At 45.1% G+C, this 13,975-nt stretch carries 15 protein-coding genes and 4 pseudogenes; 14 read left to right on the top strand and 5 right to left on the bottom strand.

Going from position 1 to position 13,975, the window contains the following annotated elements; translation table 11 throughout:
- Window positions 1-170: 170 nt before the first annotated feature.
- Entirely contained in the window at window positions 171-686 is a 516-nt protein-coding gene (locus tag GCU85_RS06595) for a DUF2062 domain-containing protein (protein ID WP_152810396.1), read from the bottom strand.
- Window positions 687-1,099: 413 nt separating this feature from the next.
- Here GCU85_RS06595 and rlmB point away from each other — a divergent pair, with 413 nt between their 5' ends.
- The 9 genes from rlmB to GCU85_RS06545 all read left to right on the top strand — a co-directional run bounded on the left by rlmB (window position 1,100) and on the right by GCU85_RS06545 (window position 8,935).
- Window positions 1,100-1,858, top strand: coding sequence for a 23S rRNA (guanosine(2251)-2'-O)-methyltransferase RlmB (rlmB, locus tag GCU85_RS06585; protein WP_152810395.1), 759 nt, complete (start codon window positions 1,100-1,102; stop codon window positions 1,856-1,858).
- Window positions 1,859-1,950: 92 nt separating this feature from the next.
- Complete coding sequence (locus GCU85_RS06580) at window positions 1,951-2,661, top strand: flavin reductase family protein (protein WP_152810394.1); 711 nt, start codon at window positions 1,951-1,953, stop codon at window positions 2,659-2,661.
- Between the two features lie 467 nt (window positions 2,662-3,128).
- Window positions 3,129-3,575: a type II 3-dehydroquinate dehydratase gene (gene aroQ, locus GCU85_RS06575; RefSeq protein WP_152810393.1), complete on the top strand. Its 447-nt coding sequence runs from the start codon at window positions 3,129-3,131 to the stop codon at window positions 3,573-3,575.
- 34 nt (window positions 3,576-3,609) lie between these two features.
- A complete protein-coding gene (accB, locus tag GCU85_RS06570) occupies window positions 3,610-4,110 on the top strand; it encodes an acetyl-CoA carboxylase biotin carboxyl carrier protein (protein WP_152810392.1) in 501 nt (166 codons plus the stop codon).
- Window positions 4,111-4,125: 15 nt separating this feature from the next.
- A complete protein-coding gene (gene accC, locus GCU85_RS06565) occupies window positions 4,126-5,469 on the top strand; it encodes an acetyl-CoA carboxylase biotin carboxylase subunit (protein WP_152810391.1) in 1,344 nt (447 codons plus the stop codon).
- A gap of 17 nt (window positions 5,470-5,486) precedes the next feature.
- Complete coding sequence (gene prmA, locus GCU85_RS06560; RefSeq protein WP_152810390.1) at window positions 5,487-6,434, top strand: 50S ribosomal protein L11 methyltransferase; 948 nt, start codon at window positions 5,487-5,489, stop codon at window positions 6,432-6,434.
- A gap of 54 nt (window positions 6,435-6,488) precedes the next feature.
- Complete coding sequence (gene dusB / locus GCU85_RS06555) at window positions 6,489-7,508, top strand: tRNA dihydrouridine synthase DusB (RefSeq protein WP_152810389.1); 1,020 nt, start codon at window positions 6,489-6,491, stop codon at window positions 7,506-7,508.
- A gap of 107 nt (window positions 7,509-7,615) precedes the next feature.
- Window positions 7,616-7,876: a helix-turn-helix domain-containing protein gene (locus GCU85_RS06550; RefSeq protein ID WP_152810388.1), complete on the top strand. Its 261-nt coding sequence runs from the start codon at window positions 7,616-7,618 to the stop codon at window positions 7,874-7,876.
- Window positions 7,877-7,981: 105 nt separating this feature from the next.
- Complete coding sequence (locus GCU85_RS06545) at window positions 7,982-8,935, top strand: nucleoside recognition domain-containing protein (protein WP_152810387.1); 954 nt, start codon at window positions 7,982-7,984, stop codon at window positions 8,933-8,935.
- Window positions 8,936-9,099: 164 nt separating this feature from the next.
- Here GCU85_RS06545 and GCU85_RS06540 read toward each other — a convergent pair.
- Window positions 9,100-9,534 (bottom strand): annotated as a pseudogene (locus GCU85_RS06540) (transposase); the annotation flags it as partial.
- A 70-nt stretch (window positions 9,535-9,604) separates the two neighbouring features.
- Between GCU85_RS06540 and GCU85_RS06535 the strand changes: the two are divergent.
- Window positions 9,605-9,985 (top strand): annotated as a pseudogene (locus GCU85_RS06535) (biotin-dependent carboxyltransferase family protein); the annotation flags it as partial.
- A 128-nt stretch (window positions 9,986-10,113) separates the two neighbouring features.
- Here the strand turns inward: GCU85_RS06535 and GCU85_RS06530 are convergent.
- Window positions 10,114-10,314, bottom strand: a complete 201-nt coding sequence (locus GCU85_RS06530; RefSeq protein WP_152810385.1) for a DUF1289 domain-containing protein — start codon at window positions 10,312-10,314, stop codon at window positions 10,114-10,116.
- A 155-nt stretch (window positions 10,315-10,469) separates the two neighbouring features.
- Here GCU85_RS06530 and GCU85_RS06525 point away from each other — a divergent pair.
- The 4 genes and pseudogenes from GCU85_RS06525 to GCU85_RS06510 form a co-directional block, all read left to right on the top strand.
- Window positions 10,470-10,598, top strand: a pseudogene (locus GCU85_RS06525) (GTP-binding protein); the annotation flags it as partial.
- Between the two features lie 60 nt (window positions 10,599-10,658).
- The gene (locus tag GCU85_RS06520; RefSeq protein ID WP_152810383.1) at window positions 10,659-11,441 is read left to right on the top strand and encodes an ABC transporter ATP-binding protein; all 783 of its coding nucleotides are present in this window, start codon (window positions 10,659-10,661) and stop codon (window positions 11,439-11,441) included.
- Between the two features lie 27 nt (window positions 11,442-11,468).
- On the top strand, window positions 11,469-12,410 hold the full coding sequence (locus GCU85_RS06515; RefSeq protein WP_152810382.1) for an ABC transporter substrate-binding protein: 942 nt from the start codon (window positions 11,469-11,471) through the stop codon (window positions 12,408-12,410).
- A 43-nt stretch (window positions 12,411-12,453) separates the two neighbouring features.
- Window positions 12,454-13,467 (top strand): FecCD family ABC transporter permease, encoded by a 1,014-nt coding sequence (locus GCU85_RS06510; protein ID WP_152810381.1) that lies wholly within the window; start codon window positions 12,454-12,456, stop codon window positions 13,465-13,467.
- 26 nt (window positions 13,468-13,493) lie between these two features.
- On the opposite strand, the gene GCU85_RS06505 is transcribed toward GCU85_RS06510, so the two are convergent.
- Both GCU85_RS06505 and GCU85_RS10465 read right to left on the bottom strand, forming a co-directional pair.
- Complete coding sequence (locus GCU85_RS06505; protein ID WP_152810380.1) at window positions 13,494-13,802, bottom strand: methyl-accepting chemotaxis protein; 309 nt, start codon at window positions 13,800-13,802, stop codon at window positions 13,494-13,496.
- Window positions 13,803-13,875: 73 nt separating this feature from the next.
- A pseudogene (locus GCU85_RS10465) lies at window positions 13,876-13,975 on the bottom strand (IS481 family transposase); the annotation flags it as partial.

Below are 13,975 nucleotides of genomic sequence, written 5' to 3'. Positions count from 1 at the left end.
CTTTTTTTAACGAAACATCACTGAATTGTCACATTTGCTATCTCGTATTGGCTGCCACACGTTGGCGATTTAACCCACTTGCTCCATCTAGCCTATTTGACCATCAATCGGCTTAGGCTACGCGCTTAGGCTACGCGCTTCAGATAAGCGCTTCAGATAAGCGATTCGGGTTATTTCCAGTTGCGCTGGCGTCTGTTATATTGCCGAATGACATGGATGCGCCAAATAATGCGCACCGACAATAAGCTCACCACAAACGCAATGACCCCCATGACAATCGAGCCTAAATACAGCGGAATAAGAATCTCAGCGCCCAAATCGAGTACGGCCTTAAAACCCCATTCAAAGGCGGGTAAATCACGGTAGCTCCGACCTAACAGGGTCGTGCCTAAAAAGTAATTTGCCGAGAATAAAAACGGCATGGTCACTGGGTTGCTAATAAAGGTTGCCATTAATGCAATGGGCAAATTGACCCGCGAAGCAATCGCTAGCATGGCAGCCAGCAACATTTGAAAAGGTATCGGCAAGCAACCTATCATCACACCGATAGCAAACCCACTGGCAATATTTCGACGATTTAAATGCCAAATATTGGGGTCGACTAGCCAGTGCGAAATGGGCTTCAAAAACCGCAACCCTTCTATATGCTTACGTGCTGTCATCCACTGTTTAAATCGATTTTTCACATGCCATCAAACCCTTGTTGTCAATTTTTAATTTGCACCCTCATTATACCGAAAACACCAACAGAAACCACACCAATACCTAATAAACGCCTAGATAATTCCCTAGATATACGATATCTATCAAATAAACCGCCCTACTTTCGATAAAAAACTGCTACACTAGCCGATACACCAATCGCTGGCGTACCAATTGAACGACTCGTTGTTGATGTATCTACTCGATACTCTACCGAAACATTCATACGAATAACCACAAACCAATAACCACAAACCAATAACCACAAACCAATAACCACAAACCAATAACCACAAACCAATAACCACAAACCAATAACCACAAACCAATAACCACAAACCAATAACCACAAACCAATAAAATCAAAAAATCACAAGCGAACAACCTGTCAATAACCATGCCCCAAAACCAACCACGGATTTCATCCAAACAGCAAATAGCCGGTATCAACGCTGTTAACACGGCGTTAGAAAAATCACAGTCTTTTGCCCGAATATTCATAGATGCGGGAAAACAAACGACGCGCATCAAACGCTTAGCCGAGCAAGCGAAACAACAAAACATCACCATTGAATGGGTAGATAAACTCACGCTCGATTTAATGCTGCCTGGCATCAAGCACCAAGGCGTTATCGCCGAACTACACCGCATGGATAGTACCGTGAGCATTGCCGATATTGCCCAGACTAACGACCCCCTATTTTTGATACTTGATGGCATACAAGACCCGCATAACTTGGGTGCTTGTTTACGTAGTGCCGCTGCTGCACAGGTTGATGCCGTTATTTTACCCAAAAATCGTAGTGCCAGCGTCACGCCTGTTGTTAGCAAAGTTGCTTGCGGTGGTGCTGAAATGTTACCCATTTTTTATGAAACAAACCTAACCCGCACACTGAATGAGCTAAAATCTTATGGGCTATGGTCGGTGGCGCTGAGCGGTCATAGCCAGCAAACCATTTATCAAACCGATTTTCGTCAAGGCATGGTCATTGTCATGGGCAATGAAGGCGATGGTGTCTCGCACGGCTTGCTAAATCAAGTGGATTTTCAGGCTGTTATCCCAATGCCAGGCGATATGGAAAGCTTAAATGTGTCGGTTGCCACAGGGATTGTTCTGTTTGAAGCCCTTAGACAGCGTGCAATTAACAGCACGTAATAGACAACACCTAATAGGCAACACGTAATAGACAACGTTCAATAGACAATCTTTCATTTAATTAATTGAGATTTTCAAGGGGGGCAACGCCGATGATTTTTGATTTAGCAAACTTTTCTAGCCAACAGTGCTACTATTTGATGACGCAATGCTTAATACCGCGTCCGATTGCATGGGTATTAACCGAAAATACCCAGCCAGATGGCTATAACCTTGCTCCCTTTTCCTATTTTACGGCCGTTTGTTCGGATCCGCCGATTTTGATGTTTTCTATCGCACCCAAAGCCAATCAAAATCCAACCACTAACAACACACCATGCCCTAAAGACACGCTGGATAATATCTTGCGCACCCAAACGTTTGTCGTGCATATCGCACATTACCACCAATTACAGGCGGTAGAAACGACGGCAAAAGCATTCGCATACGGCGATTCAGAGCTCACCCATGCGAACCTCGCACTCACTGATTTTTGGGATTCACCAACGCCTGATCCATCAATGCCTACTCGTCAGTCATTATTTGATCGCCCCTTAACAAACCCCTTAACAAGCCCCTTAAAACGACTAACAAATACCCCCATTGCGTTTGCTTGTCGTCTCTATGATAGCCAAATAATTGGCAATCAGCAGCAAACCTTGGTCTTTGGAGAAATTATTAACACGTATGTCGCAGATGATTATGTGACCATCGCCAACAACCGAATACAGGTTGATGCCGACGCAATCAATGCGTTATGTCGCCTTGGCGCAGGCTATTACGCCGCCGTTGGCGAACCAACCAAGCCGCAGAAACCCACCTAAAACCCACCTAAAACCTCAGCCACGCTAAGAATGCACAAAAAACGCAAAAAATGAATTTTAAGCAACTTTAAGCCACTTTACGTAATTTTACGTAATTTTTATGGACATTTTACCGCAAATTAGCGACAATTACCGCTCAGTTAGCAACGTGATTTAAACGTGGTTTAGAATGTGATTTAGGATGTGACTTAGACACAACTGAAATACCACTAGTTGCGATTGATAGCGATTGATGGCCATTGGCAGTGACTAACGCCAAACTGACACGACTTGTCGTGCTAATCGTTAGTGTTAATTGGCCGCGTTAATCATCGCGGCACATCACTGTTGAATGCAATAAAACACAATACTGATACGATACGATAACAAAAAAACCATAACTAAAAGTCCATGACCAAAAGCCCATGACCAAAAGCGATAACAAGCCCCACGTTATGATAACTAATCGCCAACACGACAGATAACAAATGAGAATCCTAGTTTTAAATGGACCTAACTTAAACCTGTTAGGTCAACGTGAGCCCGCACAGTATGGCAACACCACGCTCACTCAAATTCACGAGCGGATGCTCGCGCTTGCCGAAGAGTTTGGTAATGACCTGACTTTTTACCAAAGCAACCACGAAGGTGATTTAATCGAGCAAATTCAACATGCGCAAGAAAATAAAATTGACTTTATCATCATAAACCCAGCCGCTTATACCCATACCAGCATCGCCATGCGGGATGCGCTATTGGCTGTTGGCATCCCGTTTATCGAAGTGCATCTAAGTAATATTTTTCAGCGTGAACCTTTTCGCCAGCACTCTTACTTTAGTGATATTGCCCAAGGCGTTATCTGTGGGTTTGGCGCACATGGTTATGAAATGGCGCTTATTGCGGCACACCATGAATTTTCACAAACTAATCAATAAGATCGTTTAAACGTTTAATCAAAGGGGTTAACCAATGGATATTCGAAAAATCAAAAAATTAATCGAACTACTAGAAAATACCGATGTCACCGAAATAGAAATCCTTGAAGGCGAGGAGTCGGTACGCATTACTCGTCCTAACCACCGTAGCCATGATGCCCCAGCAGCCCAATATTGGGCACAGCCACCGGCACCACAACCAGCTGGCGCTTATCAAGGCGCTAATCAAGGTGCTAATCAAGGCAGCCTACCGAATGCCAACACGCCCGTCGAGGCGGTCGAACCGACTACGCCTAGCTTAGGTCGATGCATTCACTCGCCTATGGTTGGGACGTTTTATGCGTCAGCTAACCCCGATGCCGCACCTTTTGTCAAAGTAGGACAAAAGATCAAACTCGGCGACCCTGTGTGTATTGTTGAGGCGATGAAAATGTTTAATAAAATTGAAGCCGATGCCGAAGGTGTCGTAAAAGCCATTTTGGTCAAAGACGGAGACCCCGTAGAATTTGACCAACCACTATTTGAAATTGAATAATTTCTAGGAGGCACTATGCTAAAAAAAGTGTTAATTGCGAATCGCGGAGAAATCGCACTGCGAATCTTGCGTGCCTGCCATGAAATGGGGATTAGTACCGTTGCCGTTCACTCCACAGCCGACAAGCACCTCAAACATGTTTTGTTAGCGGATGAAACCGTCTGTATTGGCGCACCTGCCTCTACCGCTAGCTATTTAAACACCAATGCAGTGATTAGTGCGGCCGAATTAACCGATGCTGATGCCATCCATCCAGGCTATGGTTTTTTGTCTGAAAATGCCGAATTTGCACAACGCCTTGAGGAATCAGGTTTTACTTTTATTGGACCAAGCGCTGAAAATATTCGCGTAATGGGTGACAAGGTCGCCGCCATCAAAACCATGAAAGCTGCAGGCATCCCTTGTGTACCTGGTTCGAATGGCCCACTTGACCCCAATGATGACAAAGCCAACCATGCCCATGCAGAACGCATTGGTTACCCCGTTATGGTCAAGGCGGCAGGCGGCGGTGGCGGTCGTGGTATGCGCGTTATTCATAACGCCTCAGAATTAGCCGATGCGATTCGCCTCACGTCCGCTGAAGCACAGGCGGCATTTAATAACGGCATGGTCTATATGGAAAAGTTTTTGGGCAATCCACGCCATATTGAAATTCAAGTCCTAGCCGATACGCACGGCAATGCCATCCACCTCGGTGAACGCGATTGCTCACTGCAACGCCGCCATCAAAAAGTCATCGAAGAGGCCCCCGCGCCAGGCATTACCGAGGCTGAACGTAATCGCATTGGTGCAATTTGTACCAAAGCCTGTCAACACATTAATTACCGTGGTGCAGGTACTTTTGAATTTCTCTACCAGGACGGCGAATTTTACTTCATTGAAATGAATACGCGCGTCCAAGTCGAGCACCCCGTAACCGAAATGATCACGGGCGTCGATATTGTCAAAGAACAATTACGTATCGCCGCAGGTTTACCGCTGACATATAAACAAGACGAGATTATTATCAAAGGCCATGCCATCGAATGCCGTATTAATGCCGAAGACCCACGGACATTTATCCCATCCCCGGGTAAAATATCCTATTTTCATACACCGGGTGGTAATGGTGTGCGCGTTGATACGCATTTATATAGCGGCTATAGCGTACCGCCTTTTTATGATTCAATGGTTGCCAAACTCATTACCCACGCGGAAGATCGCAAAAGTGCGATTGCCAAAATGCGAAACGCACTGAGTGAAATGGCGATAGAAGGCATTAAAACGAATATTCCATTACATATGGATTTGCTCAACGATAAAGTCGTGCAAGCAGGTGGTATGAATATCCACTATTTAGAAAAACAACTCAATTCATAGCGATAAATCACCTAACGATGTCGGCACCCGCAAATTCAGATTGGCTAGAAATTATCCTCGAAACAACCAGTACACTGGATAACGAAACGCTAGAGGAAGCCTTATTTGCCGCGGGTGCCCTCTCAGTTACCTTAACTAGCAAACAAGACGAAGTTATTTTGGTCGAGCCCAACCCTGGCGATTTACCGCTATGGGAGTCTGAGATATTAGTCACCGGCTTGTTTGAACACGACACCACAACCGACGCAACCCTAGATTTATTATCACGGATACTCGCGCCGCAACCTGTGCCCGTAGTCAACATTCATCGACTCGCGGATCGTGTGTGGGAAACCGAGTGGACAAAACATTTCTCGCCACAGCAATTTGCCCAGCATCTGTGGGTATGCCCTTCGCACCAAAGCATCCCAGCGTCAGCGCTAACTGATAAAACACAAGTTATCACGCTAGATCCAGGGCTTGCATTTGGGACAGGCACACACCCCACCACCGCCATGGCGTTAACGTATATTGCCAGTCGTCGCTTTGATGGACAGCGCGTGATTGATTATGGCTGTGGCTCTGGCATTTTGGGCATCGCCGCCATCAAAATGGGTGCCGCGCATTGCATAATGACCGATATTGATGATAAGGCACTAGATACAACAGCGACAAATGCGCGCATTAACGCCGTTTCTCATGCCACCAGCAACTATCTCCCAGACACCGTTCCTAACGCGCCTGTCGATTTTATTATTGCCAATATTTTGTTGACACCATTGCTGACACTCAAAGACACCTTTGTCTCGCTTTGTCACGACAACACCACGATTTTATTAACGGGATTGTTATCGACGCAAGCCGAGGCCATTCAATCACACTACCAAACAGATTTCTGCGACTTTGCCATCACACACCAAGGCGATTGGTGCATGTTGACGGCACAACGCCATACACACCAGAGTACCCGCAGGAATGCGCAATGAAGCACAGGCAAACCACTTGTTGCCCCGTATGGTCTTAGCAACAATATCAGCATAATGCCCCACCCTATTCTCGAGCGACTCACCGGTCAACACCCAGTCAATCGTCCAGTTATCGGTTTAGCACCGATGGCAGGCGTCACTGATATTGCGTTTAGACAGATTTGTGAACAGCTAGGCGCAGATTACAGCGTCTGTGAGATGGTCGCGAGCAAGCCCGAATTACTGCAAACGCCAAAAAGCCAATCTCGTCTGCATTTTACCGAGCATGCAACACCAAATATTATCCAAATTGTGGGTAATCAGCCTGACGAAATGGCTATGGCAACCACACACTATATCAAACAAGGCGCAGAAATAATTGATATTAACCTAGGCTGCCCTGCCAAAAAAGTCAACGGTACTGGCGCTGGCTCGGCCTTGTTACAATCGCTGGATAAAGTCGAGGCCATTTTACGTGCAGTGACGGCGGTAAGCACCGTGCCTGTCACGCTAAAAACCCGTTTAGGTTGGGATCATGATAATTATACCTTGTTAGATATCGTGCAAATCGCCGAGCGAGTCGGGATTTCGTTGATTACGGTGCATGGTCGCACACGCGCCTGCCGATTTAATGGCAACGCGCAATATGATTTAATTGGTCAAGCAAAAGCGGCAACCCCTCTACCGATGATTGTCAATGGCGATATCGATAGCGTCGAAAAAGCGCAACAAGTACTCCAACAAACCCAATGCGATGGCATTATGGTGGGACGTGCCAGTCTTGGTAACCCTTGGTTATTTCACACGATTCGCCGCGAACTAGATTGCCACTTTACGGCACACGACAGCGCGATAGACAAGATTCAACTCGCGTGTAAACACATCGCCCATACCCAACAACTTTACGGTGGCATTACTGGCGTACGCTATGCCCGCAAGCACATTCAGAAATATTTGCAACACTTAACTGGTACGCCAGATTTGTTCAAAAACATCGCTAGTATTGATAATGCGGAGGCGCAACTTGACGTATTCGCGGCATTGCTAGATAACCATGCGAATGAGGATTATGCGGATGGGTTAAAAACGCCTTAGGGCTGCCTTAGTAATGCCCTAAGACCGCTCTAGGAATGCCGTTAATAAAACGACTAACAATAATAGGCAATAAAGCCAGTAAAAATAAATAACGGACAAAAACCGTCATGAAAAAATCACACCAAATCGACAAAGAAATCCAAAAAGCCGTCAAGCAATATTTCAAACATACCACCCGCCACCAAGGCCTACTCTATCAAGAAATGATACAACAAGTCGAAAAAGCGCTGATTAATAGTGTGCTGGAACAAACGCAAAATAACCATAGCCTATGCGCGCATGTGCTTGGGATTAGCCGTACCACCCTATACAAAAAGCTCAACGCACTGAATATTCAGATTAATACCGTCATTGATGAAGAGCACTAGGTCAACAATACCGCTTGAGGTATGATGCAGAAATCTAGATTTGGATGCGTTGCACTTCGATATTAAATCCGCCCTTCGATATTAAATCTGCCAAGGATAATGAGCATGAACGTTTTTTTTAAGGAACTATTACAAAAAATTATATTTGTTTCCGTGTCGCTGTTTAAGGTGATGATTCCTGTGATTATTTTAGTGAAAATTTTCATTGAGATGGGCGGAATAGATTTGATTGCTCGGTTTCTTGGTCCCCCGATGGAGTTGATTGGACTGCCCCCCGAATTTTCGATAATTTGGGCAACCACCATGCTAACCAATCTGTCTGCTGGATTTTTAATTTTAATGGAAATGATGCGAACACAGACGTTTACAGTTGAACAAGTCACGCTACTTGCGACATTAATGCTTTTTGCTCATAGCCTACCTGTCGAAGCTCGTGTTGCACAAAAAGCGGGGCTACGTCTAAGAGTAACCCTTGTTTTACGCATTGGCGGCGGCTATCTTTTGGCCTGGATACTTCACATAATTTACACCCGCTATGGCCTGCTACAAGAGCCACTGGTTGTCCTATGGCAGCAAGACACCTATGACGATAGCCTAATTGGCTGGCTTAAAAGTCAGTTGATTGCCTTATTAATGATTCAACTGGTTATTATCTTGCTGTTATTTTTACTAAAAGTACTCAAGCTGATTGGCGTAGAAAAAATCATGATTATTCTGTTAATTCCCTTTCTTAGGCTATTGGGTATTCGTAAAGAGGCAGCGACCCTGTCAATCGTAGGCATCACCTTAGGCTTATCATACGGTGGCGGATTACTAATGAATGAAGCCGCCAAAGGCCACCTTTCAAGGCAAGATATTTTTGCTTCACTGAGCCTGCTAAACCTTTGCCACAGCATGATTGATGATACATTAATCATGCTGGTGATGGGCGCTGATGCGAGTGCCGTTATATGGGCTAGATTGATTTTTTCTATTGCTGCTATTGCGGTACTGGTCAGAATAATCAGATGGCTACCCGATTCCATTTGGGATAAGTATTTAATTCGGTGGAAGTGGTGATTGTAGTTAGACACGATTAAAAAATCAAATGATTTCCGTTTGTGTTATTTATTTATTTCTTCACGGCATTTTCTTCTCGGTATTTTCTTCGTGCTATCCACTAACGATATTACTAGCGATACACTATCGCAGTCGGCGTCTTTCAGGCTAGTTGCAGTAATTTGCTATGCCGCTAATAATACCCTTTTATCAGGGTTAAGTGCAACCTTTTCTATTGGCTGCCAGTTTCGTATTTTGCCAGACCATCGGTTAGGGTTGCGCTTTTTAGCATCTTGATAGACGACTTTTCGTTGTCGTAATATTTCCTTTTCTTCTCCTCGGTAGCGTTGCCCAGGCGTGACGAAGCGCAATGCACTATGGCAATGTTCTTCGTTGTACCAGTGTATGAATGAACTCACCCACTGCCGTGCCGCATCTAAGCTTTCAAAGCCCTGTGACGGCCACTGCGGACAATATTTAAGCGTGCGTAACATCGATTCAATATACGGGTTATCATTGCTAACTCGGGGGCGAGAATAAGACGGTTTAATGCCCAGTGATTCAAGCTTGGCGCGCATCGTAAACGACTTCATTGGGCTGCCATTGTCGCTGTGTAATACTGGCGTTTCGCCAGAGAGACAACACTTCGATACCGCCTGAGATATCAGCGTGGCGGCAAATTCACCGCTACTGAATGTCATCCCTGGTGCACAAATCCAACACTTCTATGGCCGCAGCCTGTTTCAATTTTTTAATTCTACCTGGCGGTTAGACTCGCGAGCAGACAGAATGGGGATCCGCCTGCAAGGAGATCTCCTCAAATGCCACTTGCAATCCATGATTTCTGAAGGTATTAGTCTGGGCGCTGTTCAGGTGCCCGCAGACGGACAACCCATCGTGCTCATGAATGATCGACAAACCATCGGTGGCTACCCACGGCTAGGAACCTTAACGCCCCTCGCTTGCTCTCGCCTAGCACAATGCAAACTGAGTGATACGGCGCGCTTTAAAGCTATAGGTTTATTGCAAGCGCAACGCGAGTATCGCTGTTTTTTGCAGAGGTTTCGCTGACCATGAGCTTAGTTTAAAGGTTGGTCTAAGCTTTTAAATCGAAAAAGTTACACGTTCATACGCCTACTGTCTTTACAAAAATCAGTGAACAAAACATAAGACAAGGCAAATTAGGCAACAGCGAGACTTCACCCCTTTGGGGTATCTTGCTGTTGCTCTTTAATCTTACGCATTCTTGCCGTCAACTCTTTTAATAGGCTGTTTTTAGCATAGGGCTTCATCCCTCGCCATTTTTGACATTCTTCACGTGTTCGACCACAGCCTAGACACCATCCCTTTGGCCCTGAAAAAACACATAGATCAATACAAGGACTCTGATTTCGTTTCATTAAATAGTCTCCTAAAAGCACAAGTAACAATAACAAATAACTGTCTAACCGACTAACAAACCCAATCCTGCAACCACTACCAGAATACAAGAATAATGGACACTCTTAAAATAATGTTATAACATAACATAAATTAAATCCAGAAGGAGTTTGCCATGAATCTCAAAATCCCCGTTAGTTTGCTAACCAGTTTCCTTGGAAGTAGAAAAACAACGTTATTCAACCGCATCTTATCGAAAGAGCATAGCTTGCGGATAGCCGTCATTGAAAATGAATTTGGGGAGGCGTGCTGTTTGACTTGATAGGTAACGATTAATCAAACAAACCTCTGGACGACTAAACGAATGAGCTCACTTTATTTAGATCACAACATTAGGCCCGCCTCTGTAGAACTACGTAATGTTTCTTGGGGACAAGGTATACTGCAAAGCGTTTCTTTAACGCTTGAACCTGGAAAAACCCTCGCTGTTCTGGGGGCTAACGGGGCTGGAAAATCCTCGTTACTGCGCTTAATTTATGGTTATTACACACCAGAACGCGGACAAATATTAATAGATGATCAATCGCTACAGGTTTATTCGAAAACAGAACTTTCTCGGCGCCTCGCCGTGGTACTGCAGGAACAAGCCGGTGATTTTGCGTTGACTGTCAAAGACATGATCAGCCTGGGTCGCATGCCCTATTTAGGCCGATTTTCAGGCCTGCGTGAACAGGATCACGCCATGATCGACCATGCTCTACAGCTGTTTGATTTAGTTTCTTTCGCAAAACGCTCTTTTACATCGTTATCTGGCGGTGAGAAGCAACGTGTCATGTTCGCCCGTGCCTTTTGTCAGGCCCCTAGTTTAATCATTCTGGATGAGCCAACAAACCATCTGGATATTCGTCATCAACTCGAGTTAATCAGCCTGATCAAGCAACTGGGAATAACAGTCATTGCCTCCTTACACGATTTAAATCAAGTCGCTGATTTTGCCGACGACATTCTACTTTTGTCGCGCGGCAAAATGATCGCCCAAGGCAAAGTAGAAACAGTGCTTAACCCTGCACATATCCAACAAGCCTTTGATGTCTTAGCCATACCGAGGGGTATATCACGTTTTGATTTTGCCCTACCTTCTTTTTAATTTTAGAACGATTCAGTCGGAGAAAATATGAAAACACAGCTATTCGCCGCATTAGTCACCTCTCTTCTAACTGTACAGGCTTTTGCGTATCCGAAAACCATACAAAGCTGTGATCGAGAGGTCACATTTAACGCCGCTCCCGCCAGAGCTGCCTCTAACGACGTCAATTTAACGGAAATGATGCTGACACTTGGATTAGCAGATCGAATGGTCGGCTATACCGGCATATCGGGTTGGAAAACACTAGACGAGTCACTCAGAGAAGGTATTGGGGAACTACCCGAGTTATCCCCTAAATATCCAACACGAGAAGTCCTGATCGGCGCTGATCTAGACTTTTGGTTTGCCGGTTGGAACTATGGCATGAAAGTGGGTGGTGAAGTGACTCCGGCAACACTGGCGCCCTTTGGAATCAAGGTCTATGAGCTCACCGAGAGCTGTGTTTTTGTATCCTCAAAAAATAAAGCCTCAATAGACGATATGTATAACGATATCCTTAATCTAGGACACATTTTCGATGTACAGGACAAGGCGCACGCACTGGTCGCAGGCTGGAAACAAGACATAATACACATGCGCCAGCAAATTGATCCTGATGCGAAAGGGTTACGTGTTTTTGTGTATGACAGCGGTGAAGAATCCCCTTTCACAGCAGCACGCTATGCGATTCCAACAGCCTTAATAGAATTAGCCGGCGGTCATAACATCATGGATGATGTTGAAGCCAGTTGGACACGTGTTGCCTGGGAGGCTGTGGTTGAGCGCAATCCTGAAGTGATCGTGATTGTGAATTACGGTGAAGTGACCGCTGCACAAAAGATAGAATTTCTAAAATCTCAGCCCGCACTGGCGACAATCGATGCCGTTAAACATAATCGATTTGTGGTGCTAGATTATATTGAAGCCACCCCAGGCCCTAGAAATATACAAGCAATTCAAACCTTAATTAACACATTTTATCCACTGTAATCGACGACGTGGGCATCAGCAAACTTAAATTTCCGTACAAGCTATGTCTATAAAATCAAAGATCTTTTGGCTGATCAGCATCATAGTACTTATCTTATCAATCGGTGTTGCCGTGAGCATAGGTTCCGTTCATATCCCCTTACGCAGCGTATGGAACATTTTGTTAAGCCAGACACAGCTAGTAGATCCTCAAGCCAGTACGGGTAGAGCGGCTATCGTCTGGGACATTAGATTGCCCCGTGTCTTGCTGGCAGGCTTGGTGGGGGCTGGCCTAGGGTTGATCGGCTGTGTTTTGCAATCAATCACTCGAAATCCTTTAGCTGATCCACACTTGCTCGGCATATCATCCGGTGCAGCTTTTGGGGCGATAACCGCACTGCTGCACACCGGTTTAATTTTTGGGCTGCTTACCGTACCTCTATTTGCATTCCTCGGTGCTATTCTCGCCACTGGATTAGTGTTAAGTGTCGCCAGCTTTACCCGATCAACAGGTGCGGACCGTTTGATCTTAACCGGTGTAGCGATCTCTTTTGTGATTATGGCACTGGCTAATTTGCTGATATTTTTGGGTGATCCTCGCGCAACTCACACAGTGGTTTTTTGGATGCTGGGCGGCCTTGGTCTAGCCCAATGGAGTCATCTCATTTGGCCTACATTGATTTTATGCGTCGCCTTTGCTTGGTTTATGACTCATGCTCATCGTTTGAACGTCATGACACTCGGAGATGAAACCGCCTCTACGCTCGGCATTTCTGTTAACGCATTTAGAGTTAAAACCTTTATTCTGGCTGCGTTAGTGACAGGCGTTATGGTTGCCTTTTCTGGCGTTATTGGTTTTGTGGGCTTGATGATTCCTCATATTGCCCGTTTACTCGTTGGCGGAAACTATACTAAAGTACTGCCAGCTTCCATGTTAATGGGCGCCTTTTTTTTGATTTGGGCTGATATCGCTGCAAGAACCCTGATGCAGCCAGAAGAAATTCCCGTTGGTATTATCACTGGATTCATGGGTGGTTTGTTTTTTATATTTTTGCTAAGGTGCAAACGCGTCTCTTAGACACACTTTTTCTCTGGCCACCCGCATTAATGGCCACTGTCTTCAAGTTTAAATGCCCGCATCAAATGACTGGACTGATCAGAAAGTGATTTAAGTTCCTTCGCTTGTAACTCTGCACTTTCTGTATCCTGCATAACCTCATCGGCAATAGACTTAATCTGACTAGATTGCTCCTCAAGCGAGTATAGGGTTTGGGTTTGCTGATCTGCAGCGGCTGCAATCTGCGTGATATCAGCGTTAATGTGGCCCAACTTGTCATGAATAGTATGAAAAATCTCATTGGTTTGAGTCGCGCTACTGGCACTGTTTTGTGCCAGCTCTTGGCATTGATTCATGGCACTCAGCACGGCCTGGGTTTCATGATTAAAGTGTAAGAAATCCTCGCGTTGTTTACAGTTAGGTTAACTCAAAGTAGTGACTAAGTATCTCATAAGGTGTTGCGTTGTTCAAACTTTTGTGCGGTTTGACAGTATTGTAAAAATTGATGAATCGATTTAATTCCAATCGT

This window comes from Ostreibacterium oceani (assembly GCF_009362845.1).
Classification (GTDB): Bacteria; Pseudomonadota; Gammaproteobacteria; order Cardiobacteriales; family Ostreibacteriaceae; genus Ostreibacterium; species Ostreibacterium oceani.
The sequence above is the reverse complement of the archived record's forward strand: the minus strand, read 5'-3'. Positions and strand labels throughout refer to the sequence as shown.